Origin of the sequence: Nocardiopsis listeri NBRC 13360 (assembly GCF_001570765.1) — a bacterium.
Lineage (GTDB): Bacteria > Actinomycetota > Actinomycetes > Streptosporangiales > Streptosporangiaceae > Nocardiopsis > Nocardiopsis listeri.
Map to the genome: position 1 here is coordinate 1 of NZ_BCSH01000022.1, position 25,526 is coordinate 25,526.

The following is a 25,526-nucleotide window of genomic DNA, read 5'->3' on the forward strand; positions in this document are numbered from 1 at the left end:
CCCGCCCAACAACCCCAAGAGTCAGAGACCTCAGGCGCCCACCCACACACCCGACACCCGACACCAGCCACCCGCCACCTCCACCCCTCGGCCTTACTCATCTAGTCGCTGTCCCGTGGAGCACGGGGGCGCCCGAACACGCCGAAGCGCTGGCGGAGACACAAAGAGACACAGAAGAAGGGGCGGTCCGCACTGATCAGTGCGGACCGCCCCTTCCTTCGTGTCGGAAGATCCCGCGCTCAGCCTTCGGTTCCGGCCGGAGGGGCCGCGGCGAGTTCGCGGCGACGCACCTCGAAGCGGCGTGTCTCCTTCCACAGCCGCAGCACCAGGATCACCTCGAAGAGGGCCAGCGCCAGGACGGAGAAGACCGCCACCGGGATGATGAGGCTGTTCAACGGGGTGAAGAACGCCACGAGCACGGTGATCGGGGCGACCACGCACAGGAACATCTCGAACTCGATGCCGCTGAACAGGTGCGGACGCACGCGGTGCCGCATCAGCAGGCCACGGGCGCGCGGGTACAGCCCCTTGGACGATGTGGAGGTCGCCTTGCTCTCGGACTCCGCGGACTCGTCGTCCTCGGGGTCGGCGGCCTGGGAGGAGATCGCGTAGTCGTGCACCCGGTCGGCGTCACCGGAGGCGATCACCAAGGTCTGCCTCATGGACTTGCGTGTCTTGGCGACCTGGGACCCGTTGAGGTAGCGCAGCAGGTCGAAGAAGACCACCACGGGCGCGACGATCAGGTAGGCGGGGTTGTCGGTGATCAGCCACTGCCCGATGAGCAGCGTCATCACGCAACCGAAGAAGCGGATGCGGTCGAAGACGAAGTCGACCCACGCCCCGAAGATCGAACCGTTGCCCTTCAGGCGGGCGATCTTGCCGTCCATGCAGTCCAGTACGAAGCTCAGGTGGAACAGCAGGGCGCCGGCCACCAGCCAGACCCACCCGGTGTCACCGGCCCAGATCGGAGCGAGGAAGCACAGGGCGGAGAACAACCCCAGCACCCCGGCGCCCAGTGTGAGCTGGTTGGGGGTGATGTTCGTGCGGTTCGCCGTCCACACCACCAGCCGGCCGGCCAACGGGTCGACCAGGAAGACGGTCCACCAGGCGTCCTTGGCCTTGTAGGTCTCTTCCTTGACTTGCGCGAGAGTGAAACGCGACATGCTGGTTTTCTCCTGAAGGGATCTGGTGTCCCCTGCGCCCACCGGCAGCGGCGTCGTGTCACCGGGTCCGGGCATGGGTCAGGCACCGAGTCGAGGCGGGAATCGAGTCATCATTACAGACGGGGGTACCTCCAAGGTAATCGGTCACGGCATACTTGAGTCGTAAGAGGGGGATCAACAGGGTGCCGCCGGCGCCTAGCGGCGGAGTGGTCCACCCCCTTCGGTCTCGACCGAGGTAGAGGCATTGCGTTTTCTCAACGACCAGGTTCCCGATCAGGACCTGACGTACAGCGACGTGTTCATGGTCCCGGGCCGCAGCGCCGTGGGTTCCCGTCTCAGCGTGGACCTTTCGTCGCCGGACGGTACGGGCACCACCATCCCGTTGGTCGTGTCGAACATGACCGCGGTGGCCGGTCGGCGCATGGCGGAGACCATCGCCCGACGCGGCGGGATCGCCGTCATCCCACAGGACATCCCCATCGAGGTGGTGTCCGATGTCATCTCCTGGACCAAGCAGCGGCACCTGGTCTACGACACCGCCATCACCCTCAACCCGACGAGCACCGTCGGTGAGGCCCTCAACCTGCTGCCCAAGCGGGCGCACAACGCGGTGATCGTCGTCGACGACGACCGGCGTCCGCTCGGTGTGGTCACCGAGGCCGACTGCGCGGGCGTGGACCGCTTCGCGCAGCTGCGCGACGTGATGTCCGACGAGCTGCTGACCATTCCCGCGGGCACCGAGCCCCGTGAGGCGTTCGGCATACTGCACGACTTCCGCCACCGGTTGGCCCCGGTCGTGGACGAACAGGGCGCCCTGGTGGGTGTGCTCACCCGCACCGGCGCACTGCGCTCCACGCTGTACACGCCGGCCGTGGACTCGGAGAACCGGCTCCGCGTGGCCGCCGCCGTGGGCATCAACGGAGACGTGGCGGGCAAGGCCGGCGAGCTGCTGGCGGCGGGCGCGGACACGCTGGTGATCGACACCGCGCACGGCCACCAGGAGAAGATGATCGCCGCGATCGAGAAGGTCCGCGCGCTCTCTCCGAACGTGCCGATCGTGGCGGGCAACATCGTCACCGCACAGGGCACCCGCGATCTCATCGAGGCCGGTGCCGACATCGTGAAGGTCGGTGTGGGACCGGGGGCGATGTGCACCACCCGGATGATGACCGCGGTGGGCAGGCCGCAGTTCTCCGCCGTGCTGGAGTGCGCGGCCGCCGCCCGTGAAATGGGCGCACACGTGTGGGCCGACGGCGGTGTACGCCACCCGCGCGACGTGGCGCTCGCCCTGGCCGCCGGTGCCTCCAACGTCATGGTGGGTTCGTGGTTCGCGGGCACCTACGAGTCTCCCGGCGACGTCCTGCGCGACGCGCAGGGCCGCCAGTACAAGGAGAGCTTCGGGATGGCCTCGGCCCGCGCGGTGAAGCTGCGCACCGCCGAGGACTCGCCCTTCGAGCGGGCCCGCAAGGCCCTGTTCGAGGAGGGCATCTCGACGGGCCGGATGTACCTGGACTCCGAGCGTCCGGGCGTGGAGGACCTCGTCGACCAGATCATCGCTGGTGTGCGCAGCTCCATGACGTACGCGGGCGCCACCTCACCGACCGAGTTCCACGAGCGTGCCGTGGTGGGCGTGCAGAGCGCCGCCGGCTACAACGAGGGGCGTCCGGTGGAGAACGGCTGGTAGAGCCCGCTCCGACGGACGCCTTGGGGAGGGGCCTTCGGGCCCCTCCCCTTCCTGGGTTCAGGCACCCGTCGCGCCGCCCTTGGCCTTGTACTCCTTGCGGTACCGACCGCACATACGGTCGGCGTGCCGGATGGGCTCGGGGATGCGGTACTTGGGCGACACCCGGAGGATGAGGTCGGCGGCGCCGGCCAGGTCCACCCGATGGCCCACGGACACGTACACCGGTTTGGTGCGGCTCCGGGTGCGCAGGGTTCGGCCGATCACCTCGGTGCCCTGCTGTGCGAGGGTCTCGGTGTCCTCGACGAGTTCGGAGCGTCCGGCCACCATGGGGGTCCAGGAACCACGTTCCTCGCCGGGCAGGGAGTTCCGTCCGTAGAGCACCGTCTTGGCGGAGCCGACCACGCGGGCGTCGAGGAGGACGCCGAGGTGGCTGGCGACCCCGAAGCGGCGGGGGTGGGCCAGGCCGAAGCCGTCGCTGACGAATACGTCGGGGGTGACGTTCAACCCCTCGATGGCCTTGAGGACCGGCGGCAGCTCACGGAAGGCGAACAGCCCGGAGATGTAGGGGAAGGAAGGGGTGTCGGCGACCAGGGAGGTGTCGACGACCTCCAGGGTGCGGGCGTCGAGGACCACCGCGGCGGCGGCGAGTTCGGTGTCGCCCACCCCGTAGCTGACGTCCAGGCCACAGACCAGTTCCACCGCGGCGGCGTCGAGTGGTTCGGAGCGCACGCGGTCGGCGAGCGACCGTTGGCGGGTCACCGCCTCCTTGGGGTCCATCGGCCAATTCTCCGGGTCGTCCAGCGCCTTGGCCGCCCGTTCGGCGATCTCCGTCATCGGTCCCCCCAGCATCATCCGCCTGTCTGCCAGGCGCAGTCTAAGGCCGTACGCCTCGGGCCGTGCCCCCGTACACGGCTCGAGGTGGATCAGTGCGCGGCGCGTTCCACGGTGAACGGCTCGCCGTTGGCGGGGACCCCCACCCCGGTCCAGGTGAAGGGGAGCCCACCGGCCCGGTCCAGGTCGGCGTGGTCCATCAGTTGGAAGTGCAGGTGCGGTTCGGAGGAGTTCCCGGAGTTTCCGCACTCGCCGATCTTGTGGCCCGCGACGACGTGGTCGCCCTCCTTCACGGCGACGGAACCCTGACGAATGTGGGCGTAGGCGGCGTACACGCCGTCGCCCAGGTCGAGGACCACGTGGTTGCCCAGGATGCGGCCGGGTCCGCCCAGGGCCCGGACGAAACCTTCCAGGAAGAGGTAGAGCAACCCCGGATAGGAATTGCGGCTGTGATGGTCGCGCTGCCCGTCCGAGGTGTGCACGACCGTGGCGTCGGCGACGGCGAACAGGGGCGCCCCGAAGGACGGGAACCCGGTGGCCGGGCGCATGACCGGCCACCAACCGTCGACGATCGGGCGACCGGAGTCGATGAGGACGTCGATCGCGAAGGTCTGGCCCAGGCCGTGGGTGCCGTGGCTGGGCACCTTGTCGGAGGGTCCGTTGAGTCCGGTCCACTCGCCCTCCACCGGTGGCGCGACCTCGATGGGGGTCAGGTCGGTGCGACGTGAGGCCCACCGTCCGGCGAGTGCCCCGCACGCCGTTCCGGCGAGGTAGAGGGCGAGCGCCGGCACGGCGACCAGGAAGCCCGCGTAGCCGGGGATGGGTGCGCCCAGGTTCGACGCGACGACCAGTACGAACACCATGGCCGTCAGCACGAAGAAGATCCGTATCAGCACGGCACCCGTCTTGCGCAGCCTCACTTCGTTCATGGCCCCTCCTTGTCTCGTCCGCTCCACCCACAGGATTACGCAATTACGTATCTATTGCAATAGCTACGGGAAAACGAGCGGAACTGTGCGGGAGGCCACAGCGCCAGGCGATTACGGCACGGATTCGGCGCAGTACGGTGGAACTCGAATTTGTACTGACTAGTCAGTCTAAAAAGGGGGCACCAGGAATGCGTCGGGCCACCGGAGCGCGCGTCCACGCCGAGGACGTCACGCTCACCACCCGTGAGGGTCCCGTCTACACGGGGATCGACCTCACCGCCCGGCCGGGAACGCTCACCGTCTTCCAGGCGGACTCCGGCGGGGGCCGCAGCGCCCTGCTCCTCACCCTCACCGGGCGTATGCGCCCCACCGGAGGAGAACTGCACGTCGACGGCCACCCGTTGCCCCAACAGGCACGCAAGGTCCGCCGCATCAGCGCCCTCGGCCTCATGAACGACGTCAACGTGCTCGACGAGCGCCTGCGTGTGAGCGAGCACCTCTCCGAAGCCCGTCTGCTGCGGCTACGCCCCGCATCGCGCACCGTCGCCGAAGAGGCCATGGCGGCGGTCGGTCTGTCCGACCTGGACCGGAGCACCCTCATCAAGGAACTACCGATGCCCGAACGCCGACGCCTGGGCATGGCCCTGGGACTGGTGCACGAACCCCGCCTACTGGCGGTGGACGACGTCGACGGCGGCCTGAGCCCCCAGAACCAGGCCGCCATGTGGCGCACCCTCAAGGACCTGTCCGACGAAGGACTCACCGTCATCGCCACCTGCGCCGACGCCCGGGAGCTGGCCATGGTGGCCGACCACGACACCCAAGGGCCGATCCCCATCCGGCAGCGGAACCGCCGCGAGGGAGGCGCCCACCGTGCCCAGGACTGATCGGACCCCGCGCCCCCGCCCCCTGGCCGTCCCCCGACTCGGGCTGCTCACCATGCGGTCCTTCCTGCGGTCGCCCCTTCCCGCCGCCGCGCTGGCCGCCCTGACACTCATCCCCCTGCTCTACTCGGGAATGTACCTGTGGTCCTTCTGGGACCCCTTCGACCGCATGGAACACCTGCCCGTCGCCCTCGTCGTCGAGGACGAGGGGGCCGAGGTGGACGGTGAGCGGGTCAACGCCGGCGAGGAACTCTCCGACACCCTCCTGGAACGCGGTGACCTCGACTGGCGCCTCGTCGACGCCGACGACGCCGCCCGAGGGCTCGCCGGCGGCGACTACTACGTCACCCTCACCGTCCCCGACCACTTCAGCGAGTCCCTGACCTCGCCCTCGCGTGACCGAGAGGACCCCACCACCGCCCTTCTCGTCGCGAACTACAACGACTCCAACAGCTACATCGTCCGCCAACTGGCCGGCAGCGCCTTCAACGAGATCCGTCAGGCCGCCGCGTCCTCCGCGATCAGCGACTACCTCGACCAGATCTTCCTCGGCTTCAACGAGATCCACGACAAGACCGACGAGGCCGCCGACGGGGCCGACCGACTATCCGAGGGCGCGGGCGACGCCGAGAGCGGTTCCGGCGAGCTCTCCGATGGCATCGACGACGCGCACACCGGCGCGGGCTCCCTCGACGAGGGGATCGGCGACCTGTACGAGGGTTCCAAGACACTGGCGAGCGGTGCCGGCGACGCCTCGGAGCGGGTCTCCGCCAAGGTCGACGAGCTGGACACATTGGCCGACGACGCCCTCCCCCGGATCGAAGAGGACATCCCCGACATCCAGGACCGCGCCGAGCTGATCGCCGACGTGGCCGCCGGGGTGAACGACGCCCTCGACGAACTACCCGAGGAGATCGACGTCTCCGGCATGGAGGAGGTCGACGGCCGCCTCGCCGCCTACCTGGAGGAGAACCCGGAGCTGGAACGGGAACAGCCCGAACTGCACGTGTTGCTGACCGACCTCCAGGACGCCATGGACACCGCCCTGGACGTGGCCGGGTTCATCGACGACAACCGCGCGGAGATCGACGCGACCGCCGACGACGCCGCCGCGCTGAGCGAGCGCGCCACCGAGATCGCCGACGACCTGCCCGACATCGTGGGCAAGGCCGAGGACGCCCGCGACCAGATCGACGAACTGGACGAGGGCCTGGCCGACCTGGCCGAAGGTGCCGGGAAGCTCCGCGACGGGCTGTCCACCGCGTCCGAGGGCGCGGGTGAGCTCAACACAGGTCTGGGCACCATCGGCGACGGCGCGGGCGATCTGCATGACGGACTCGGGGAACTGTCCTCGGGCTCCGAAGAGCTCGCCTCGGGCCTGGCCGACGGGGTGGAGGAGATGCCCACCTACTCCGACGGCGGGCGGGCCACGGCCGCCCAGATGATGAGCGATCCCGTCCGGCTGGACAGCGAGGTCGACAACGAGGTGCCCGACTACGGCACCGGCTTCGCCCCGTTCTTCGTGCCCTTGTCCCTGTGGGTGGGAGCGATGGTCGTGTTCATGGTGCTGCCCGCCCTGTCCGACCGTGCCCTGGCCTCGGCCGCACCGTCCTGGCGGGTGGCGTGGGCCGGTCGGGTGGCGCCCATGGTGCTCGGCTGGGCGCAGGTGGCGGTCATGATGGCCGTCCTGCACCTGGGGTTGGGCCTGGAGTCGGTGAACTGGCCGCTGATGCTGGCGTTCCTGCTGCTCACCGCGTCCGCGTTCGCCGCCACCGTGCAGTTCCTGACCGTGCGGTTCAAGGCGGCCGGTCGTGTGGTGGCGCTGGCGCTGCTGGTGCTCCAGCTGACCTCCGCCGGCGGCACCTACCCGATCGAGACCAGCCCGGGCTTCTTCCAGGCCATCGGGCCGTACCTGCCGTTGCACTGGGGCGTGACCGCGATGCGACACCTGATCGGTGGCGGTGACATGGCGTTGGTCGCACAGGCATTCGGGGTGATGTCCTTGTGGTTGGTGATACCCCTGTTGTTGACGTGGCTCGCCGTGGCCCGCAGACGCTCATGGACGATGTCCACGCTCCATCCGGCCTTGAAGATTTGACCGGAGGGCACAATGGAGGCGATGAACGTGCAGACCCCGGGCCCGGCCCGACGTGTGGGAGGCCGCCGCGAGGCGACCCGACGCAAGCTCTTCGAGGCCGCCGTGACCCTGGTGTCCGAACAGGGATACGGCTCCACCACGGTGGACGAGATCGCCGAACACGCGGGGGTCGCCAAGGGCACCGTCTACTACAACTTCGGGGGCAAGGACGAGCTGTACGCCGCCCTGCTGGAATGGGGCGTGACCCGGCTGGCCGACACCCTGCGGCGGGCCGTCCCAGGCCCCGAGGTCGAGCCCCGCCAGGCACTGACCGAAGTGCTGCGGGCCGGTGTGGTCTTCATCGGCGCCCACGAGGCGCTGGCCCGGCTGCTCATGGCCGAGACCTGGCGCACCAACCGCTCCTGGTACACCACCGTCCGACAGATCCGCACTCAGGCGATCGGGGTCATCACCGAACAGCTCGACGCGATGGTCGAACGTGGTCTGACCCGGCCGGACCTGGAGACTTCGCTCGCGGGGTCCGCCCTGTTCGGCATGGTGGTGACCGTGGCGCTCGACTGGCGGACGCTCCAACCCGAACGTCCCGTGGAGGAGATCCACACCACCCTTGCGCACGTGGCCGACGGATTGATCGGCTCCCCCACACCGACGCGCTGAGCGTCACCCCCGACCCGCGCGAACCCGGAAGGACTCCCCCGACATGGCCGACCTATATCCCCTGTTGCCGGCTCTGGCCGGAGCGATCATCCTGTTGGTCGTCGCCCGGGACACCCGGATGGAACTACGCCTGATCAGACACGGCGTACGGGCCAAGGCCCGGGTCATCGGCTACCACGAGACGTCGGTCGCGTCCCGGATGATCGTGCAGTTCCAGACCGAGGACGGTAAGGAGGTCCACGCCGAGCACGAGAACACGGGGTGGACCGCCTCCCGTGCGGGGGAGATCGTCACCGTCTCCTACGACCCGGACAGCCCCGAGCGGGCCCGGATCGTCTCCGCCCCCTGGTTGAGCCACTACGTGCGGGCGCTGTTCGGCGCCCTGGGCCTGATCCTGGTGCTGGCCGGGATGTTCCTCGGCTACCTGAACTGGAACGAGACCACCTGAGGCTCATACGGGGGTGGGCCACCGCTCCGGTGGACGGGGGTGTTCGGTGTCGGGCGCCGAGTAGCGCACCAAACGCCCGGGCAGCCCACCGTCCAGGGTGGCGCGGGTGCGGACCCGGGTCCCGCAGACCAGGTCGGCCAGTCCCGTGCCGTCGGGTCGCACCAGCGCGGTGCAGGCGTGCAGGGCGACCACGATCAGCGACCACCACCCCAGGCCGAGGGCGATGAGCACCACGACGGGCGCGTGCAACAGGAGTGTGCGCGCCAGGACGCGGTGCCGGGCGGCCGAGCGGGCCGCCGTAGGTTCGGTCAACGCGAGACGGACGGCGGAGCACCCCGGGGTGGACCGGTCGCGACGCAGCAGGGGCGAGAAGAGCCAGAACACCGCCGCCAGGCCGAGGAGCGTGGCGGTTCGCACCTCGTTCTCGGCTCCGGGTTCGACCACTCCGTAGGCGTGCGACAGCGCGACGATGAGGGCCGACCCGTACCACCACGACCCCAGGTCCAGCAGGACGCCGAGGACCCGGCGGGTGAGGTCGGGAAGGCCGCGGTCGGGCACCGCACCCGGCCAGGAACGATGAGGGCCCCACGGCCACAGCACCGGCACCCAACGGGCCAGGAGCCACCCGAGGAGGACCCCGGCCACGGCGATGCCCGTGAGCGCGGTCGCGTCGTCGGCGTAGGAACAGGGGTAGAGGCCGAACACGCCGGTCGCCCGGACCGCGGTCACCGCCGACGCCAGTGCCATTCCTAGGGCGAAGGTGACCAGGAGACCTCGACGGAAGCGGGCGCGGGCCAGGATTCCGACCGGGAGGAACACCCCGAGGGCGAGCAGGGCCGGGCCCACGTCCAGGGCGGACGTCGGTCGGGGCACCACCGGGCACAACCCGTCGATGGAGGTCGGCAGGGGCCAGACCGCGTAGGCGGCCAGACCGAGCCCACTGAGCAGCGCGGCCAGGGTGAGTCGTCCGGGCCGGCCGACCAGGCGACCGTAGCGCCGGTGCTGTCCGCGTAGGTAGAGGGCGGAGCCGATCAACGCAAGCAGTGGCAGGCCGACCACCGCCACGTCGATGGCGGCCTGTCCCCCGCCGAACGCTCGCCCCATGGTGTCCCTCTCCCCGTTCCCGCGCCTCCGGGCCGCAACGCTAGTACGGACGAGGGCGAGGTGGGCACGGTACCGGGTTTTCGGCACCCCATACCCCTTGGTACGGCGACCGTATGTACCGGTGAATAACCGTTGCCACACCCCTATGGCCGCATGTGACCTTTGTCCTATAGTCATGCGCAACATCAGCACCATACTCACCAGTAGGTGGCAGACCAGCACTTGTATGAACATTTCACCGGTTCATGGCAGACTGCCTCTACCCCCGGATAATCCGGCGTTTCCCAGCCGAGATACGATCCCCCAAGCCGAAAACCCCCATATGTGGTTACTCTGCGGCAAGACCGTGTCACCCACACCCCAGGAGGGGCACGGCGCCCGGGCGGGAGGCGGTGTGCACACGCCGGTCGCGAAGAGCGACGAGGCGGACACGCCCCCGGACCCGAACGACTCACCCCATGACGCGGAGCGACAGGAGCATCGTGCAGGCAGTACCGAGAAAACGTGGGCGTACGATCACCGCCCGTATCCGCGCCATGGTCATGATCCCCACGACCGCCCTGCTCGTGCTGTGGCTGGTCCTCACCATCGTCCTCGGTGGTGACGCGGTCTACCAGCTGATCCGGGCCAAGGGCACCGAGGATCTGCTCACCCCTTCCGCGGTCGGCCTCGTGGACGCCATGTCCGAGCGCTCGGCCACGATCGCCTACCTGGAGAACCCCGAGGACGCCGACCTCTCCCAGCGAATGGCCGAGGCCCGGCAGAACACCGACGAGTCGCTCGGTGTGATCGTCGAGGACCTCATCGGCTTCGCCGACCTGGCCCCCGGTGACGGCGGCATGCACATCGAGATGCTGCACGACATGTACCAGGACATCGGTGAGATGCGCGAGGCCATCGACTCCGGTGACTCGGGCCGCGACGACGTCCTGGAGTACTACAACGAGCTCATCCAGCACGGCTCCGACAGCTTCGACAGCCAGGGCCGCACCGGTAACGACGGCGACGCGGTCAACCCCGGCTTCACCGCGGTGTACATGTTCCGCACGGTGGACATCCTCGCCCAGGCCGACGCACAGATCGCCCGAGGCTTCGCCACCGACGAACTCAGCGTGAAGGACCAGCGCGAGTTCACCGCCATGATGGGCTCCTACCAGACGATGCTGGACGCCAACGCTCCCTACTTGGGGGGCCCCGGCCAGGCAGAACGCTTCGAGGCGGTCCTGGAAAGCCCCGAGTACGCCGCCCTGCAACAGATGCGGGCCGAGATCTCCGAGCGTGAGGTCGAGTCCGAGACCAGCACCGACCCGATCACCCTCGCCCCGGAGACCGTGGAGAACCTGTCCATGCCGGTGGACGAGGCCGCGTGGGACCAGGCCCACGGGCACGTTCTGACCGAACTCACCGCCCTGGGCGCCGACGAAGCCGATTACACGGCCGTCGTGATCCGCAGGGACGCCAACCGGGCCGTGATGCTCGCGGTCGGCGGCAGCCTCGGCGTGGCCGCCGTGACCGGCGTCGCCTTCTACCTGGCACGGCGATCCTCCCGCAACCTCACCGAACGTCTGCTCACGCTGCGGGACGAGTCCCGGTCGCTGGCCGAGGAGCGTCTCCCCACGATCATGGAGCGCCTGCACCGCGGCGAACGGGTCGACACCACCACGGAACTCCCCGAACTGCACGCCGAGGACGACGAGATCGGTGACGTCGCCAAGGCCTTCAACACCGCCCAGCGCGCCGCGGTCGACGAGGCCGTACAGCAGACCGAACTGCGCCACGGCATCAACCGGGTCTTCCTCAACATCGCGCACCGCAGTCAGACCCTGGTCCACCGCCAGCTGCGTCTGCTGGACAAGATGGAGCGCGAACAGGAGGATCCGGACCAGCTCTCCCAGCTGTTCAAGCTGGACCACCTGGCGACCCGCTCTCGTCGTAACGCCGAGAACCTGCTGATCCTCGGCGGGGAGGCCCCCGGTCGCACCTGGCACCGCCCGATGCCGCTGATCGACGTCCTGCGCGGTGCGATCTCCGAGTCCGGTGACTACACGCGGGTCAAGCGCGAGCGCATCGCCCGGGTCGACCTCAACGGTCCCGCCGTCGCCGACGTCATCCACCTCGTCGCCGAGCTGGTCGACAACGCCTCGATGTTCTCGCCCCCGCACACGAACGTCCGGCTGAGCAGCGAGGACGTGCCCAACGGTGTGACGGTCGAGATCGAAGACCGTGGTCTGGGCATGACCGAGGCCGAGCTGGAGTCGGCCAACTCCCTGCTGGCCGAGCCACCCGAGTTCGACGTCATGCGACTCAACGAGAAGATGCGCCTGGGTCTGTTCGTGGTCTCGCACCTGGCCCACCGCCACGGCATTCGCGTGCACCTGCGCCCCTCGCCCTATGGCGGTGTGCAGGCCATCGTCCTGCTGCCGCAGGAGATCATCTCCGGTGACCGCACCCCGCTGCCCTCTCAGCAGGACTCCAAGGAGGACATCTGGGAGGTGCGCGAGATCGTCGACCGCACCCCCGAGGCCGCCCTGGAATCCGGTCGGACCGACGGTGGGGGCGACACCGACAAGCCGTTGCTGACCTCGGTCTCCACGCCGGTCGAACCGAGCACGGGTGAGGACGTCCTGGCCGGTCCCGGGGACGAGCGTCCTCCACTGCCCACCCGCGGCTCCCGGATCAGCGCCGTACCCGACGGCCCGACCGAGGCCGAGGTGCCGGCGACGTCGGCTCCGTCCGCTCCGTCGGCCCCCGAGACGGTGCCGGCCGGCGGTGGCCGACCGGCTCTGCCCAAGCGACGCCCACAGGAGAACCTCGCACCCCAGTTGGCCGACGGTCCCTCCTCCGAGGGCTCGGGCGGCCCCGCCTCCGGCTCCCAGAACACGACCCCGCACGCGCTCGACAGCTCGGAACGGCTGGAACGTCTGCGCAAGAACATGTCCGCGTTCCAGAAGGGGACGGACCGTGGACGACGTGAGGGCCGGCAGAACACCAACGACACCGACAAGGATTCGTAACCGTGACCAGTACCGAAAGCGCAGGCGGAACCGCCGGCAAGAAGGACATCGACTGGCTGCTCGACGAACTGCTGGACCGCGCGGTCGGTTCCCGGCACGCGATCGTCCTCTCGGCCGACGGCCTGCTCATCGGCCGTTCCCGTGACCTGGTCAAGGAGGACGCCGAGCACCTTTCCGCCGTGGCCTCCGCCTTCCAGAGCCTGGCTCGGGGTACCGGCCGCCACTTCGGTGGTGGCGAGGTACTCCAGACGGTCGTCGAGATGGAGCAGGCCTACCTGTTCGTCGCCGGTGCGGGACGTGGCGCCTGCCTCGCCGTCCTGGCCGAGGAGAGCGCCGACGTGGGACTCATCGCCTACGAGATGAACGTCCTGGTCGAGCAGGTGGGCCGTTACATGGACGCCGCGCCTCGACACGAGGGTGCTGTTCCCGAAGCCAACCGATAGGGGTCGGTATGCAAGCGCATGACGAGTTCCCGGACGGTATACGTCCCGTCCCACCCCAGCGTGACGTGGTGGGCGACTACGGCGAGGATTTCGCCCCCGAAGAGGCCGGCCCGCTCGTACGCCCCTACGTGATCGCGCAGGGCCGCGACCACGCGGACACCGTCCAGCTGGACATGATCAGCGTGGTGATCGCGGCCAAGCGGGCCGAGGTCGACGAACTGGCCCTCGAACCGGAACAGCTGCGCATCCTGGAGCTGTGCCGAAAGCCGCAGTCGGTGGCCGAGGTCTCCGCTCACCTGGACATCCCGGTCGCCGTGGTCAAGGTGCTGATCAGCGACCTTCTCAACCGGGGCCTCGCCCTGGCCAGAGCCCCCTACAAAGCAAAGAGCCCGGTGAGCCGGGACGTACTCCAGGCGGTACTCGATGGCATCCACAGACTCTGACCCGGGCACCGAGGCCCCGGTTCCCTCGGCCCTGAAGATCCTGGTCGCCGGTGGCTTCGGCGCCGGAAAGACCACCCTGGTCGGCGCGGTCAGCGAGATCGCCCCGCTCAGCACCGAGGAGGTGATGACCGAGGCCAGCTACGGGGTCGACGACCTGTCCGGGGTGGAGTCCAAGACCACCACCACGGTGGCGCTGGACTTCGGTCGCATCACCATCAACGAGAGCCTGGTGCTGTACCTGTTCGGTACACCCGGCCAGGAGCGTTTCTGGTTCATGTGGGAGGAGCTCTCGGAGGGCGCCCTCGGCGCCATCGTCATCGCCGACACCCGTCGTCTGGAGACGTGCTTCGCCGCGGTGGACTTCTTCGAGCGCCGCGGCGTGCCGTTCGTGGTCGCGGTGAACTGCTTCGAGGGAGCCCACCTGTACGAACCGGACGAGGTCCGCGAGGCGTTGAGCCTGAACCCGGAGATCCCGGTCGTCCTGTGCGACGCCCGCGACCGGAAATCGGCCAAGGACGTGCTGTTGACCCTGGTCAACCGCGTCGCCGAGAGCGTCAGCGCCTGACGGGCCCGGATCGTCAGGGGCGAACACCACCCACTTCCCCTGTACACGTGGGCCTTCCGGGTAAAGTCGGAGCGACGAAACGGAGCGGCGTTTCGTGTACCCGACGACCCTGGATCCGTCTCGGGCGGGCCAGGACGAAGGTGGGAGTTCCCATGAAACGTTTCGACCTGCACGACAAGATCCAGGGCCTGGACGCCGAAGCGGACTGCGAGGAGATCGTTCGCCTCCTGGGGACGCGGGAGTTCCCCTGGGACATCGAACAGGCCCTGGGCCTGGCGCTGTACCGCACCTACGCCATGCCCAGCGTCGGACAGCTGCTCGGTGACACCCATGAGTTCACCGAGCGCACCCAGCACCGCTACGACGACACCGCGCTGATCCTGAACGACATCATGGAGCACGGTTTCGGCCCCGGCCGCGGCCGTGACGCGCTGCGTCGGATGAACCAGATGCACCGCTCCTACGAAATCAGCAACGACGACTACCTCTACGTCCTGAGCACCTTCGTCGTCATGCCGGTCCGCTGGCTCAACGACTACGGCTACGGATGGCGCCGCCTGACCGACCACGAGATCACCGCGAGCACCAACTACTACCGCAAGCTCGGCAGGCACATGGCGATCAAGGACATCCCCGAGACCTACGAGGAATTCCGGGAACTCATGGACTCCATGGAGGCGGAACACTTCGCCTACACCGAGGGCGGCCGCGCGGTCTCCGACGCCACCCTCGAACTGATGGTGAACTTCTACCCGTCCTGGCAGCGTCCGCTGGTCCGCCCCTTCACCAAGGCCCTGTTGGACGACAGCCTGATCAAGGCGTTCGGCTACCCGGAACCGTCCGCCTTCTGGCGCAAGGCCGGTGACCTGGCGATGAAGGGCCGGGCCAAGGTGGTGCGGCGGATGAAACCGCGTGAGGAACCACGTTGGGCCCGGATGAGCCCCAACATCCGCATGTACCCCGACGGCTACGACCCCTCCCGCATCGGCACCTTCCCCAAGGGTTGCCCGGTCCCCCACGACATGCTCACCCAGGAGGTCGCCGCCACCGGAGCGAAGGTCCCCGCTCCCGGCCAGGCCATCGCCCCCGACCGGCGTTGACGGCCCTCCACCACGGACCATCCCCCGATCCCTCCCCCGAAGGACCCCCGTATGAAACGCTTCGACTGGCGCGACGAGACCCACCGCCTCGACGCGGAGGACGACTGCGTACGGATCATCCAGATCCTGACCTCCCACGAGTTCCCGTGGGACATGGGCCGGGCCCTGGGCATCGCCCTGTACCGGACCTACGCGGTGCCCAGCATCGGTGAACTCCTCGGCCGGACCGATGAGTTCACCGGCAAGACCCAAAAGCGCTACGACGACACCGCGCTCATCCTGGGCAACATGATGCGGCACGGCTTCGAGCCCGGCAAGGGCCGTGACTCCCTGCGCCGGATGAACCAGATGCACCGCTCCTACGAAATCAGCAACGACGACTACCGGTACGTGCTCAGCACCTTCGTCGTCATGCCGGTCCGCTGGCTCAACGACTACGGCTACGGATGGCGCCGCCTGACCGACCACGAGATCGCGGCGATCACGAACTACTACCGCAGGCTCGGCAAGTACATGGGGATCAAGGACATCCCCAAGACCTACGAGGAGTTCCGCGAACTCCTCGACGGCTACGAGGCGGAGCACTTCGCCTACACCGAGGGCGGCCGCGCGGTCTCCGACGCCACCCTCGACCTGATGGTGACGTTCTACCCGCCGCGCGTGTCCGGCCTGGCCCGCAAGTTCTCCATGGCGATCCTGGACGAGTCGCTCATCCGGACCTTCCGCTACGACCCGGCGCCGAGCAGGGCCTGGCGCAGGTCCGCCGACATCGCGCTGAAGCTTCGTGCGAAGGTCGTGCGCCGGATGAAACCGCGTGAGGAACCGCTGTGGGCGGACATGAACCCGAACATCCGTAGCTACCCGGACGGCTACGACGTCGACAAGATGGGCACCTTCCCCGCGACCTGTCCGGTGGCGCACAACGTGGACCCGGTGGGGCACGAGGAGTTGTACGGCCCCGCGGGCACCGACGCCCACGGGCCCGGGTGAGCGCCGTCATCGACCCGGTACGCCCCGCGCCGCTGCCCCGTTCGGTGCACGCCTGGTACGGCAGCGGCGCGGTGGCCACGGGCGTCTTCAACACGGTCCCCGGGTTGTTGCTGCTCATCTACCTGACCGACACCCTTGCGGTGAGTCCGGCCCTGGCCGGGGTGGTGATCTTCCTGCCCAAGGTGATCGACCTCCTGGTCAGCCCCTACATCGGCATCTGGTCCGATCGGACCCGCTCGTCCTGGGGTCCGCGTCGTCCGTGGATGACGGCGGGCGCGGTCACCCTGCCGGTGCTGTTCGCGGCGATCTTCTTCGGGCCGCCGTTGCAGGGCTCGGCGGCGGCCGGCTACGTGGTCGTGCTGTTCGTCCTCGCCGCCCTGGCGTCCTCGATGTTCCAGGTCCCGCACGCGGCGATGCCCGGTGAGATCACCACCGACTACCACGAGCGGTCCACGTTCAACACGTGGCGCACCGCCTTCGTGGGGTTGGCGCTGATGCTCGGTGGGGCCTTCGCCCCGGTACTGCAATCGGTGCCCGAGGATCCGGTGACGGGTTATCGCCTGATGGGCCTGGCCATGGGCGTGGTCATCCTCGTGGCCATGCTCGGTACGGTGGTGGGCACCCGTCGGGCTCCGCGCCCGAGCCACCCGGCGCGCACCGAGAACCTCCCACGGCAGTTGCGTTCGGCCTTCTCCCACCGCCACTTCCGGGTGCTGTTCCCGGCCAACCTGCTCATGGCGGTGGCGAGCGGGACCATGGTGGCGGGTGTGCCGTACGTGACCGCCAATGTCATGGGAGAGCCCGCCTACACCAGCGTCCTCATGGTGTGCGTGTTGGTGCCGCTCATGGTGTCGGCCCCGCTGTGGAAGCGGTTGTCGATGCGCGTGGACAAGCGCGCGGCCGCCGGTTACGCGGCGATCGTGTTCGCGCTGGGCGGCCTGGGACTGCTGCTCATCCCGGTGTGGGGCGTTCCCGGGGCGGTGTCCTCCTCGGTCCTGGTGGGTGTCGGCCTGTCCGGGACCAACCTGCTGCCGTGGTCCATGCTGGCCGACTGCCTGGCCACCGGTGACGCCTCCGGTCGCCGGCAGGGCGGGGTGCTGTCCGGGGTGTGGACCTCGGGCGAGGCCATGGCGCAGGCCGTGGGCACCGGTCTGCTGTCGATGTGCCTCGCGGTGAGCGGCTACGTGGAGTCCGGCGCGGGGCAGGTCGTCGAACAGAGCGAGGACGCCCTTCGTGGCATGTTGCTGGGCAGCACGTTGCTGCCGGCCGTGGTGATGCTGACCTGCCTGGTGCCGTTGATGTTCTACCGGCTCACCCGGGACGAGGTGTCGGTGGGCGCCGGGGAGCGCGTGGGCACGGGGGCCTGAGCGACCGCCGCCGCGTGGATGCGCAGGAAGGCGTCCACTCCCGACCGGACCACCGCGCGCACCTCTTCCCCCGGCAGTGGCAACGCCCCGAAGAACGTCCGGTTGTTGACGGGACTGCGCACCAGGGCCACGTAGTGCCCCGCCGCTTCGTCCTCCTCCTCGGGTCCGAGCGCCAGCAGGCCGCGGTCGGCCATGCCCCTGAGGTATGTGGCCAGGGTCCGCAGCGACAGGCCGGGACCACGCGCCGTCCATACCCTGGCGGCGTCCGGGAAGTGTGCGGCCTCGGAGATGAGCAGCCGGACCAGGGCGCCGTGGTCGGGACGGCGCCCGTTCGAGGAGAGCCACTCGTCCCCGAAGGCGATCAGCGCGGTCCGGGCGTCCTCGGCGTCGGCGAGGTGGCGTTCGGCGATGCGGGCGTGGTCGGCCGCCAAGGCGGCACTGCTGCGCTCCACGATCGTGACGAACAGTTCCCGTTTGTCGGCGAAGTGGTTGTAGATGGTGCGTTTGGAGACCCCGGCGTCGGCGGCGATGGCGTCCACCGAGGCGCGGGTGTAGCCCTCATGGAGGAACACGCGCAGCGCCGCCTCCACGATCGCCTCGCGTTTGACCTCGGAACGGCGTGGGCGCGCCTCATCACAGGGGTCCGTCATCGCCCACCTCCACCGTGGCCGCACCGATCCGTCTACCTCCACCAGTCTGGCGCACCTTCGGCGAGCCCCGACCGTTCCCCTGGGAAACTGCACCGTGTAGTTTCCTTGTGATGGCCGAGCACGATACCTCCCAGCCCACGCCGGACCCGTCCCTGGTTCCCGCCCCCTTACCCGCTCCCACCCGACTCGACCCCGCGTTGTGGAAGCTCGCCGGGGTCCTCCTCGTCGGGGCGATGGCCGCGCTGCTCGACACCACCATCGTCAACGTGGCGGTCGACCACCTGTCCCACGCCCTGGACGCCCCCGTGTCCACCGCACAGTGGGTGGCCAGCGCCTACCTGCTCTCCACCGCCTCCGTCATCCCGGTGACCGGTTGGGCCGTGGACCGGTTCGGACAACGCGCCACCTGGATGATGGCGCTGGGCCTGTTCGGTCTGGGGTCGTTGCTGTGCGCGACGGCCTGGTCGATCGAGAGCCTCATCGCGTTCCGCGTGATCACCGGGTTGGGCAGCGGCATGGTCCTGCCCCTGGTCATGACGGTGCTGGTGCAGGCCGCAGGGCCACAGCGCCTGGGGCGGGCCATCGGGCTGCTGAGCGTGCCGATCCAGATCGCGCCCGCCATGGGTCCGGTCCTGGGCGGTCTGGTCCTGGACTCGCTGGGGTGGCGCTGGATCTTCCTGGTGTCGATCCCCCTGGTGGTGCTCGCCATGCTCTTGGGCGTGCGCGGTGTGGAGCGCGGTGACCCGCGGTCGAGTGAGCGACTGGACGTGCTGGGGTTGGCGCTGCTCTCCCCCGGGATCGCGACCATGCTCTACGGCTTGTCGGTGCTGGGCGACGTACGGTTCGCGCCGTTGTTCGTCGCCGCCGGACTGCTCCTCATCTCGGGTTTCACGGTGCACTCCTTGCGTCGCCGCTCCGGCGGCCCCGCCCCCGTGATCGACCTGCGGCTCTTCGGTGACGTGCTGTTCCGGTTGGGCGCGATGCTCATGTTCGTGTTCGGGCTGTGCATCTGGGCGGGCATGTTCCTGCTACCGCTGTTCTTTCAGCAGGTGCAGGGGACCTCGGCGTTGACGGCGGGGCTGTTGATGGCGCCGATGGCGGCCGGGGTGGCGCTGGTCAACCTGTTCGTCGGCCCGATCGCCGACCGCAGCGGCCCCCGCTACCTGGTCGTGGGCGGGTTGCTGGTGGGCGCCGTGGCCACCGCGCCGTTCGCCGTGGCGGGACCGGACACCTCGCAGGCGTTGCTCGCCTCGGCGATGTTCGTACGCGGTCTGGGTCTGGGTACCGCGATGGTCCCGATGTTGGCCACCGCCTACCGCAGACTGCCCTCCGACCAGGTGCCCCGCGCCAGCAGTGCCCTGAACGTGACCCAGCGGCTCGGCGCCGCGGTGGGCACGGCCGCGCTCGCTCTGTTGCTGTCGTCGCTGCTCGCCGGCGGCACCGTCCCGACCTCGGCGTTCCAGGCCACCTTCTGGTGGATGACCGGTCTGACGGCGCTGGCGCTGATCCCCGCGATGTTCCTCCCGAAGGTCCGCCCCTGAACGTCAGCGCCCCAGTCTGCGCCAGATCGGGCGCGGCATCAGCCGCATTCCCGTGAACACCGGCCGTAGAACGCCCGGCGCCCACACGGTGGTCGCCCTGCCGCCCAACCCCTTGGCCACGGCATCGGCGACCTGGCCCGGCGTGGCGGGGAACGGCGCCGGGTCCACGTGCGCGGACATGCGGGTGGCCACGTACCCCGGGCGCACCACCAGAACGCGTGCCCCGCTGCCGTGCAGAGAGTCCGCCAGTCCCTGCGCGAACCCGTCCAGGCCGGCCTTCGCGGACCCGTAGACGAAGTTGGCGCGACGCACCCGGACCCCCGCCACGGACGACAGCACCACGAGCGCGCCGTGGCCCTGTTCGCGCAGCCGGGCGGCGACGGCCAGGTCGACCGACACGTGTCCGGTGAAGTTCACCGCCGCCGAACGCGCGGCGGCGTGCGGATCCCCGTCGTACTCGGTCTGCTCCCCCAGCACTCCGAACGCGTCCACCACCACGTCCAGGTCACCGACCAGCTCCACGGCGGCGGCCACCGTGTCGACGTGGGTGTCGGTCGCCTCGGCCTCGAACTCCAAGGAGTGGACGGTGGCGCCCAACGCCTTCAGCACGCTCGGCGGTCCGGCGACCCCGCCACGTGCGGCCAGGACCACTTCGCGGGCACCCTCGTGCACCAGCCGTTCGGCCACGGCGAGGCCGATCTCGCTGCGCCCGCCGAGCAACAGCACGGTGCGCACCTTTCCCAGCGAGTCGCGCATGGGGTTTCCTTCCGGTCCGGGTGGGTGGTTCAAAGGAGCCGCAGCCGGCGGGCCAGGTCGGAGACGAGGACCCCGTCGGGGTCGACCCGTTCGCGCACCTTCCGCCAGGCGGGCAGGTCGGGGTACATGGCGTGCACGGCCTCGGCGTCCGCCCGGCTGTCCTTGGCCAGGTACAGACGTCCGCCGGCGGCGAGCACCCGTTCGTCGAAACCTCGCAGCAGCCCGGCCAGACCGGGGAACTCGGCGGGCAGGTCCAGGGCGAGCGTCCACCCGGGTCGGGGGAACGAGAGCGGCCCCGGGGTGGGCGCGCCCATGCGTTTGAGGACCGCCAGGAACGAGGGCGCGCCGGCCTTCGACAACCCCTCCACGACGTGTCGCAGGGTGGCCTCCTCCCCGAAGGGCACCACGAACTGGTACTGCACGAACCCGTGCGGCCCGTACATGCGGTTCCAGCCCCGCACCTTGTCCAGCGGGTGGAAGAACCCGCCCAGCGGTTGCGCCTGACCACGCCTGCGTTCGGGCGCCGCGTGGTGGTAGGCGGTGTTGAAGGCGCCGACGGTCGCCCGGTTGAGCAGGCGCGGCGGCGCCCACGGCGGGGCGCTCAGTGGAGTACCCGGGCGGTACCTGAGGGGTTCGCGGCGCAGCGGCGCGGGCAGGTCGGTGACGCGGGCGTGGTGGGCCCGGGTCAGCACCCCGCGACCGGTGGCGGCCCCGCGGGCGAGCAGGTCCACCCAGCACACCGTGTACCGGTAGTCCTGATCGGTGCGCTCCATCAGCTCCAGCGTGGAGTCGAGGTCGCCGGTCCGGTCGGTGTCCACGCGCATGTGCGCGGTCTCCACGGGGATCACCGCCAGACGCACGGAGGTGATGACCCCGGTCAGGCCCATCCCGCCGACGGTGGCCCAGAACAGTTCGGTGTCACCGTGGTCGGGACCGACCTCCAAGGCCTCGCCTCGGGGCGTGAGGAGGGTCAGGGAACGCACGTGGGCGCCGATGGAGGAGTCGACGTGATGGTTCTTGCCGTGGACGTCGGCGGCGATCGCCCCGCCCAGGGTCACGTGTCCGGTCCCGGGGGTGACGGGCGGGAAGTATCCGCGCCGCAGCAGGTGCGCCATGAGTCGGCGCAGACTCGTACCGGCCGGCGCGGTGACCTCGCCGAGGTCGGGATCGAGCCGGGGCGGTCCGGTGAGTTCGGTGCAGTCCAGGACGAGCCCTCCGGCGGCCTGCGCGGCGTCGCCGTAGGAACGGCCCAGTCCACGGGCCAGGGCGCCGCGCGGTCCGGCCTGGGCCAGCGCCTCGGCGGCCTGTTCGGCGGTGCGCGGGCGCACCACGGTGGCGGCGGTGGGGGCGGTGCGGCCCCACCCGGTGAGGAGGGTCGGTCGACTCACAGGTAGATCCCCAGTCCGACCAGGAGGACGAGGGCCACCAGGACGAGCTGCAAGGGGCGGTCCCGCAGCGCGATCTCCTCTGGTTCCTCGCCCGCTCCCCGGTCCACGAGCAGGTTGTAGCGGAGCACGAACATGATGAACGGAACGATACTGGCCGCGTGGAACGGGGACTGCGGTCCTGCGGCCTGTTCCAGGGCCCAGAGACAGTAGGTGACGATCATGGCACCGGAGGCGATCGTGCGCGTCTGGGCCAGGTAGCCGGGGGTGTAGCCGAGCAGGGCGGCCCGTGTGGGGCGGGCCTCCTCGGGGGCCTCCGCGAGCCCCCGCAGCTCCGCCTCTCGCTTGCCGACCACCACGAGCAGGGCGGCCAACGACACCACGATCACGAACCATGAGGTCAGCGGTACCCCGACCACGTAACCGCCGGCCATGGCACGCAGTACGTGACAGCTCGCCACCGCCACCAGGTCGACGACGACCATGTCCTTCAGGAAGCGGGTGTAGGTCAGGGTGAGGACCACGTACACGCCCAGGACCGCGCTCAGCCCCGGGTTCCCCAGCGCGAGGGAGGCCAGGGGCGCGACGGTCACGAACAGGATCCCGGCGACGACGGCCACGGGCACCGGAAGAGCCCCGGAGGCGATCGGGCGGTGACGCTTGCGCGGATGCAGCCGGTCACCGTCCACGTCACGGACGTCGTTGAGCAGGTAGGTGCCGCCGGCGGCCACGCAGAACAGGGCGAAGGTCACCGCGCACAACAGCAGGGAACGGGGATCGGTGAGCGCTCCGGCGGTGGCCGGGGCGGCGAAGACCAACAGGTTCTTGAGCCACTGTCGCGGGCGACAGGCCCGCAGTAGGGCCAGGGGCAGTCCCACGACGTCGCTCCGCCCGGGTCGGTTCTCGGTCTCGGGGGCCGTGGTCACGCGTTCCCCCTCTGGGTCCGGCGATGGTGGGTGGATGTGGGAACCGGACCGCCCGCGGGGGTGACGGGCGGTCCGGTGGGGATGATCCGGCCGGGACAGTGGCCGGGGGGACGGGGGCGGTGGGGTCTACTGGGCGGCGCGGCGTCCGGTGACGAGCAGGACGACGGCGATGCCGATGAAGCCGACGCCGGCCACGAGCGAGACGATCGGCAGCGTGGTGTTCAGCAGCGGCAGGACCGCGCGGGCCTGGTCGGTGTTCTCGATGGCGGCGGCGCGGGTGGCGTCGTCGTAGACGAGTTCACCGCTCATCATGGTCAGCACCTCCTCCCCGTCCACGACGACGACCTGGTGGTGGTCCTCGCTGACGTTGATCGGTGAACCACTGACCGGTTCGATCCAGTAGGTGCGGATGATGGAGAAGCTCACGTCACCGACGACGTCGCCCTCACCATCGAGACCGGCGACCTCGCGCGGGATCTCCCGCTCACCGATGACGGTCGGATCGACGGTCTGGACGAACTTGTAGGCCTCGACCCCGTCGACGTCCTCGACGCCCTGGAACTCCATGGGGACGACCTCTTCGACGGTCGTCTCGAAGAAGTCGTAGTCCCGCTGTTCGGTGTTGAACGGGAACTTCCAGGCCTGGCCGCTCTGGGTGACGCGCTCTTCGTCCACCATGGCGTCGCAGCAATCGACGGCTTCACCCGTGACACGATCGTGCCCGGCGCGCCGGCTGCTGGAGCTGATCCCGAAGTCCGTGTCGGAGTCCTTGATCCAGGTGAACTGGTCCCACACCACCACGTCGTCGGTGCTGGAGGCCACGTCGGCACGCAGGGTGGAGTGCGCCTCGACCTGGGCGTTCTCCACCTGCTCGACGTCTTCGATGTTGAAGTAGGTGGCCTCGCCATTGAGGACGGTGGCGTTGTAGTAGTCCAGTGGAGTCTTCATCAGGGAAGTGGCCATCCACATGCGCATCATGGGTGCCAAAGCGAGACAGAAGACCCCCAGCGCGATGAGAACGACCGCAACGGTACGGCGCATGTGTGCCCTCCTGGGCGGATGAGAGTCCGGATCTGGAACTAGGTTCAGTTCCGGGTAGAGTACTGCCCAGTAGTGAACGACGTCACCTGGGCGTGTCTGAATTTTTATAACACGTTCTAGTGAAACGTGTTCTGACTCCCTCCCGCCCAGGAAGGCCCCATGGCGCCCACGCCCACCGCGCCCGAGGACCCCACCTCCGGCAGCCCCTTGACCGACGCGGCCGACCCCGAGCGCACGCTTCCCCAGGTGAGCGGGCGCCACCACGCCCTCGACGGGATCCGTGCCCTCGCCTGTCTGATGGTCCTCATCGTGCACGTGTCGACCGAGACCGGGGACGCTCTCGCGCCCGGGATCCTCGGCGGGGTGCTCAGCGCGACGGCACTCGCCGTCCCCCTGTTCTTCGCCCTGTCCGGAGTGCTGCTGTACCGCCCGTGGGCCCGAGCCGCCCTGGACGGCACCCGCGGCCCGAGCGCGCCCTCCTACCTGTGGCGACGCGTGATGCGCGTCTTCCCCGCCTACTGGGTGGTGGCGACCGTCGCGCTGGTGCTGTGGGCCGGGGAACACCGCGGTTCGGTGGTGCACTGGATCGAGGTCCTGACGCTGTCCTTCCCGTTCAACACCAGTCCCCACTGGGCGGGGCCGGGGCCCTACGGGCTCGGACAGATGTGGAGCCTGTCGGTCGAGGTGTCCTTCTACCTCACGCTTCCGCTGTTCGCCGCGGTGCTGCACCTGTGGGCGCGCGGCGGCGCGACGGTGAACGCGCGCGGGAAACGACTGTTCATCGGCCTGGCCACGATGACGGCGCTGTCGTTCCTCGCACTGATCCCGCAGTACTTCCCCGAGCCCAGCGAGCACATGCACTCCTGGCTGCCGCGCTGCATGGGCATGTTCGCGGTGGGCATGGGCCTGGCAGTCTTGTCGGAGTGGGCCTGGCGCGAACCCGGCGCGGACGGGCCTGTGCGCAGGCTCTGTCGCACCATCGCCGCCTCCCCCGGCCTGTGCTGGCTGGTGGCGGCCGCGTTCTTCCTGTTGGAGGCGACCCCCGCCGCCGGCGGCCGCTTCTTCGAACCGGGCAACCTGTGGATCTCGGCGGTCGAGAACCTCACCAACATCGGCTTCGCGCTGTTCATGGTCGCCCCGGCGGCTCTGGCGCCCCGGCCGAAGGAGGGGCCACCGCCGGCCATGCGCACCGCCGAGGCGTGGCGGGGCGGCGCGTGGCTGGACGCCCTCATGCGACACCGGGTGATGGTGTTCTTCGCGCCGATCAGCTACGGGGTCTTCCTGTGGCAGTTCGTGGTGCTGTACCTGTGGCGCGACTTCACCGGGCAGGAGATCTTCGTCGGTTCGTTCTGGCTGGACATCGTTCCGGTCCTGATCTTCACCACGTTGCTCGCCAAGCTCACCTTCCACTTCGTGGAGGAGCCCTCTCGGAAGTGGTCTCGACGCTTCCTCTCGGAGGGGAAGCGGGGACGGCGCCCGGTACCGGCGGGCCCGCCCCCACGCTGAG

General features: G+C 69.4%; 23 protein-coding genes. 14 read left to right on the top strand and 9 right to left on the bottom strand.

Going from position 1 to position 25,526, the window contains the following annotated elements; genetic code table 11:
- Positions 1 to 239: 239 nt before the first annotated feature.
- The gene (locus NLI01S_RS07985; protein ID WP_067601640.1) at positions 240 to 1,163 is read right to left on the bottom strand and encodes a CDP-alcohol phosphatidyltransferase family protein; all 924 of its coding nucleotides are present in this window, start codon (positions 1,161 to 1,163) and stop codon (positions 240 to 242) included.
- Positions 1,164 to 1,407: 244 nt separating this feature from the next.
- Between NLI01S_RS07985 and NLI01S_RS07990 the strand changes: the two genes are divergently transcribed.
- Positions 1,408 to 2,847 (top strand): GuaB1 family IMP dehydrogenase-related protein, encoded by a 1,440-nt coding sequence (locus tag NLI01S_RS07990; RefSeq protein ID WP_067601643.1) that lies wholly within the window; start codon positions 1,408 to 1,410, stop codon positions 2,845 to 2,847.
- 57 nt (positions 2,848 to 2,904) lie between these two features.
- Here the strand turns inward: NLI01S_RS07990 and NLI01S_RS07995 are convergent, their stop codons facing one another.
- On the bottom strand, positions 2,905 to 3,681 hold the full coding sequence (locus NLI01S_RS07995) for an endonuclease V (protein ID WP_067601647.1): 777 nt from the start codon (positions 3,679 to 3,681) through the stop codon (positions 2,905 to 2,907).
- Between the two features lie 89 nt (positions 3,682 to 3,770).
- Positions 3,771 to 4,607: a M23 family metallopeptidase gene (locus NLI01S_RS08000; protein ID WP_067601650.1), complete on the bottom strand. Its 837-nt coding sequence runs from the start codon at positions 4,605 to 4,607 to the stop codon at positions 3,771 to 3,773.
- Positions 4,608 to 4,795: 188 nt separating this feature from the next.
- Here NLI01S_RS08000 and NLI01S_RS08005 point away from each other — a divergent pair, with 188 nt between their 5' ends.
- Genes NLI01S_RS08005 through NLI01S_RS08020 form a run of 4 tightly spaced genes read left to right on the top strand, consistent with a single transcriptional unit; the run spans position 4,796 to position 8,694 of the window.
- On the top strand, positions 4,796 to 5,494 hold the full coding sequence (locus NLI01S_RS08005; RefSeq protein WP_067601652.1) for an ATP-binding cassette domain-containing protein: 699 nt from the start codon (positions 4,796 to 4,798) through the stop codon (positions 5,492 to 5,494).
- A gap of 52 nt (positions 5,495 to 5,546) precedes the next feature.
- A complete protein-coding gene (locus NLI01S_RS08010; protein WP_084392400.1) occupies positions 5,547 to 7,589 on the top strand; it encodes a YhgE/Pip domain-containing protein in 2,043 nt (680 codons plus the stop codon).
- 12 nt (positions 7,590 to 7,601) lie between these two features.
- On the top strand, positions 7,602 to 8,246 hold the full coding sequence (locus tag NLI01S_RS08015; RefSeq protein WP_067601664.1) for a TetR/AcrR family transcriptional regulator: 645 nt from the start codon (positions 7,602 to 7,604) through the stop codon (positions 8,244 to 8,246).
- Between the two features lie 43 nt (positions 8,247 to 8,289).
- The gene (locus NLI01S_RS08020; protein WP_067601667.1) at positions 8,290 to 8,694 is read left to right on the top strand and encodes a DUF3592 domain-containing protein; all 405 of its coding nucleotides are present in this window, start codon (positions 8,290 to 8,292) and stop codon (positions 8,692 to 8,694) included.
- A gap of 3 nt (positions 8,695 to 8,697) precedes the next feature.
- On the opposite strand, the gene NLI01S_RS08025 is transcribed toward NLI01S_RS08020, so the two are convergent.
- Positions 8,698 to 9,798 (bottom strand): RDD family protein, encoded by a 1,101-nt coding sequence (locus NLI01S_RS08025; RefSeq protein WP_067601670.1) that lies wholly within the window; start codon positions 9,796 to 9,798, stop codon positions 8,698 to 8,700.
- Between the two features lie 458 nt (positions 9,799 to 10,256).
- On the opposite strand from NLI01S_RS08025, the gene NLI01S_RS08030 reads away from it, so the two are divergent.
- The 7 genes from NLI01S_RS08030 (at position 10,257) to NLI01S_RS08060 (ending at position 17,720) form a co-directional block, all read left to right on the top strand.
- On the top strand, positions 10,257 to 12,812 hold the full coding sequence (locus tag NLI01S_RS08030; RefSeq protein WP_067601672.1) for a sensor histidine kinase: 2,556 nt from the start codon (positions 10,257 to 10,259) through the stop codon (positions 12,810 to 12,812).
- 2 nt (positions 12,813 to 12,814) lie between these two features.
- Positions 12,815 to 13,255 carry a roadblock/LC7 domain-containing protein gene (locus tag NLI01S_RS08035; protein ID WP_067601675.1) on the top strand — a complete coding sequence of 147 codons (441 nt, stop codon included), beginning with the start codon at positions 12,815 to 12,817 and terminating at the stop codon, positions 13,253 to 13,255.
- Positions 13,256 to 13,263: 8 nt separating this feature from the next.
- Entirely contained in the window at positions 13,264 to 13,698 is a 435-nt protein-coding gene (locus NLI01S_RS08040; RefSeq protein WP_067601682.1) for a DUF742 domain-containing protein, read from the top strand.
- The gene (locus tag NLI01S_RS08045; protein ID WP_067601684.1) at positions 13,679 to 14,263 is read left to right on the top strand and encodes a GTP-binding protein; all 585 of its coding nucleotides are present in this window, start codon (positions 13,679 to 13,681) and stop codon (positions 14,261 to 14,263) included. The genes NLI01S_RS08040 and NLI01S_RS08045 overlap by 20 nt, the downstream gene beginning before the upstream one ends.
- A gap of 152 nt (positions 14,264 to 14,415) precedes the next feature.
- On the top strand, positions 14,416 to 15,363 hold the full coding sequence (locus NLI01S_RS08050) for an oxygenase MpaB family protein (RefSeq protein WP_067601689.1): 948 nt from the start codon (positions 14,416 to 14,418) through the stop codon (positions 15,361 to 15,363).
- Between the two features lie 51 nt (positions 15,364 to 15,414).
- The gene (locus NLI01S_RS08055) at positions 15,415 to 16,353 is read left to right on the top strand and encodes an oxygenase MpaB family protein (RefSeq protein WP_067601690.1); all 939 of its coding nucleotides are present in this window, start codon (positions 15,415 to 15,417) and stop codon (positions 16,351 to 16,353) included.
- Positions 16,350 to 17,720: an MFS transporter gene (locus NLI01S_RS08060; protein WP_067601692.1), complete on the top strand. Its 1,371-nt coding sequence runs from the start codon at positions 16,350 to 16,352 to the stop codon at positions 17,718 to 17,720. The genes NLI01S_RS08055 and NLI01S_RS08060 overlap by 4 nt, the downstream gene beginning before the upstream one ends.
- Here the strand turns inward: NLI01S_RS08060 and NLI01S_RS08065 are convergent.
- Positions 17,657 to 18,370 (bottom strand): TetR/AcrR family transcriptional regulator, encoded by a 714-nt coding sequence (locus NLI01S_RS08065; protein ID WP_084392394.1) that lies wholly within the window; start codon positions 18,368 to 18,370, stop codon positions 17,657 to 17,659. The two genes, NLI01S_RS08060 and NLI01S_RS08065, sit on opposite strands and share 64 nt — an antisense overlap.
- 110 nt (positions 18,371 to 18,480) lie before the next feature.
- On the opposite strand from NLI01S_RS08065, the gene NLI01S_RS08070 reads away from it, so the two are divergent.
- Positions 18,481 to 19,911, top strand: a complete 1,431-nt coding sequence (locus NLI01S_RS08070) for a DHA2 family efflux MFS transporter permease subunit (protein WP_084392395.1) — start codon at positions 18,481 to 18,483, stop codon at positions 19,909 to 19,911.
- Positions 19,912 to 19,914: 3 nt separating this feature from the next.
- Here NLI01S_RS08070 and NLI01S_RS08075 read toward each other — a convergent pair whose 3' ends face one another.
- The 4 genes from NLI01S_RS08075 to NLI01S_RS08090 form a co-directional block, all read right to left on the bottom strand.
- Positions 19,915 to 20,667: an SDR family NAD(P)-dependent oxidoreductase gene (locus NLI01S_RS08075; RefSeq protein ID WP_067601702.1), complete on the bottom strand. Its 753-nt coding sequence runs from the start codon at positions 20,665 to 20,667 to the stop codon at positions 19,915 to 19,917.
- A 29-nt stretch (positions 20,668 to 20,696) separates the two neighbouring features.
- Positions 20,697 to 22,055: an FAD-binding protein gene (locus tag NLI01S_RS08080; protein WP_067601705.1), complete on the bottom strand. Its 1,359-nt coding sequence runs from the start codon at positions 22,053 to 22,055 to the stop codon at positions 20,697 to 20,699.
- Entirely contained in the window at positions 22,052 to 22,978 is a 927-nt protein-coding gene (locus tag NLI01S_RS08085; protein ID WP_067601707.1) for a decaprenyl-phosphate phosphoribosyltransferase, read from the bottom strand. The genes NLI01S_RS08080 and NLI01S_RS08085 overlap by 4 nt, the downstream gene beginning before the upstream one ends.
- A 126-nt stretch (positions 22,979 to 23,104) precedes the next feature.
- Positions 23,105 to 24,019, bottom strand: a complete 915-nt coding sequence (locus NLI01S_RS08090; RefSeq protein ID WP_067601710.1) for a DUF3068 domain-containing protein — start codon at positions 24,017 to 24,019, stop codon at positions 23,105 to 23,107.
- Positions 24,020 to 24,178: 159 nt separating this feature from the next.
- On the opposite strand from NLI01S_RS08090, the gene NLI01S_RS08095 reads away from it, so the two are divergent.
- Positions 24,179 to 25,525 (top strand): acyltransferase family protein, encoded by a 1,347-nt coding sequence (locus NLI01S_RS08095; protein WP_067601713.1) that lies wholly within the window; start codon positions 24,179 to 24,181, stop codon positions 25,523 to 25,525.
- Position 25,526: the final 1 nt, after the last annotated feature.

Excerpts from the sequence above, each read along its gene's own strand:
- NLI01S_RS08090 (WP_067601710.1), bottom strand. The coding sequence starts at position 24,019 with ATGCGCCGTACCGTTGCGGTCGTTCTCATCGCGCTGGGGGTCTTCTGT.
- NLI01S_RS08065 (WP_084392394.1), bottom strand. The coding sequence starts at position 18,370 with ATGACGGACCCCTGTGATGAGGCGCGCCCACGCCGTTCCGAGGTCAAA.
- NLI01S_RS08045 (WP_067601684.1), top strand. The coding sequence starts at position 13,679 with ATGGCATCCACAGACTCTGACCCGGGCACCGAGGCCCCGGTTCCCTCG.
- NLI01S_RS08015 (WP_067601664.1), top strand. The coding sequence starts at position 7,602 with ATGGAGGCGATGAACGTGCAGACCCCGGGCCCGGCCCGACGTGTGGGA.
- NLI01S_RS08000 (WP_067601650.1), bottom strand. The coding sequence starts at position 4,607 with ATGAACGAAGTGAGGCTGCGCAAGACGGGTGCCGTGCTGATACGGATC.
- NLI01S_RS08055 (WP_067601690.1), top strand. The coding sequence starts at position 15,415 with ATGAAACGCTTCGACTGGCGCGACGAGACCCACCGCCTCGACGCGGAG.
- NLI01S_RS07995 (WP_067601647.1), bottom strand. The coding sequence starts at position 3,681 with ATGACGGAGATCGCCGAACGGGCGGCCAAGGCGCTGGACGACCCGGAG.
- NLI01S_RS08010 (WP_084392400.1), top strand. The coding sequence starts at position 5,547 with ATGCGGTCCTTCCTGCGGTCGCCCCTTCCCGCCGCCGCGCTGGCCGCC.
- NLI01S_RS08025 (WP_067601670.1), bottom strand. The coding sequence starts at position 9,798 with ATGGGGCGAGCGTTCGGCGGGGGACAGGCCGCCATCGACGTGGCGGTG.
- NLI01S_RS08040 (WP_067601682.1), top strand. The coding sequence starts at position 13,264 with ATGCAAGCGCATGACGAGTTCCCGGACGGTATACGTCCCGTCCCACCC.
- NLI01S_RS08095 (WP_067601713.1), top strand. The coding sequence starts at position 24,179 with ATGGCGCCCACGCCCACCGCGCCCGAGGACCCCACCTCCGGCAGCCCC.
- NLI01S_RS08030 (WP_067601672.1), top strand. The coding sequence starts at position 10,257 with ATGACGCGGAGCGACAGGAGCATCGTGCAGGCAGTACCGAGAAAACGT.
- NLI01S_RS08005 (WP_067601652.1), top strand. The coding sequence starts at position 4,796 with ATGCGTCGGGCCACCGGAGCGCGCGTCCACGCCGAGGACGTCACGCTC.
- NLI01S_RS07985 (WP_067601640.1), bottom strand. The coding sequence starts at position 1,163 with ATGTCGCGTTTCACTCTCGCGCAAGTCAAGGAAGAGACCTACAAGGCC.
- NLI01S_RS08070 (WP_084392395.1), top strand. The coding sequence starts at position 18,481 with ATGGCCGAGCACGATACCTCCCAGCCCACGCCGGACCCGTCCCTGGTT.
- NLI01S_RS08020 (WP_067601667.1), top strand. The coding sequence starts at position 8,290 with ATGGCCGACCTATATCCCCTGTTGCCGGCTCTGGCCGGAGCGATCATC.
- NLI01S_RS08050 (WP_067601689.1), top strand. The coding sequence starts at position 14,416 with ATGAAACGTTTCGACCTGCACGACAAGATCCAGGGCCTGGACGCCGAA.
- NLI01S_RS08075 (WP_067601702.1), bottom strand. The coding sequence starts at position 20,667 with ATGCGCGACTCGCTGGGAAAGGTGCGCACCGTGCTGTTGCTCGGCGGG.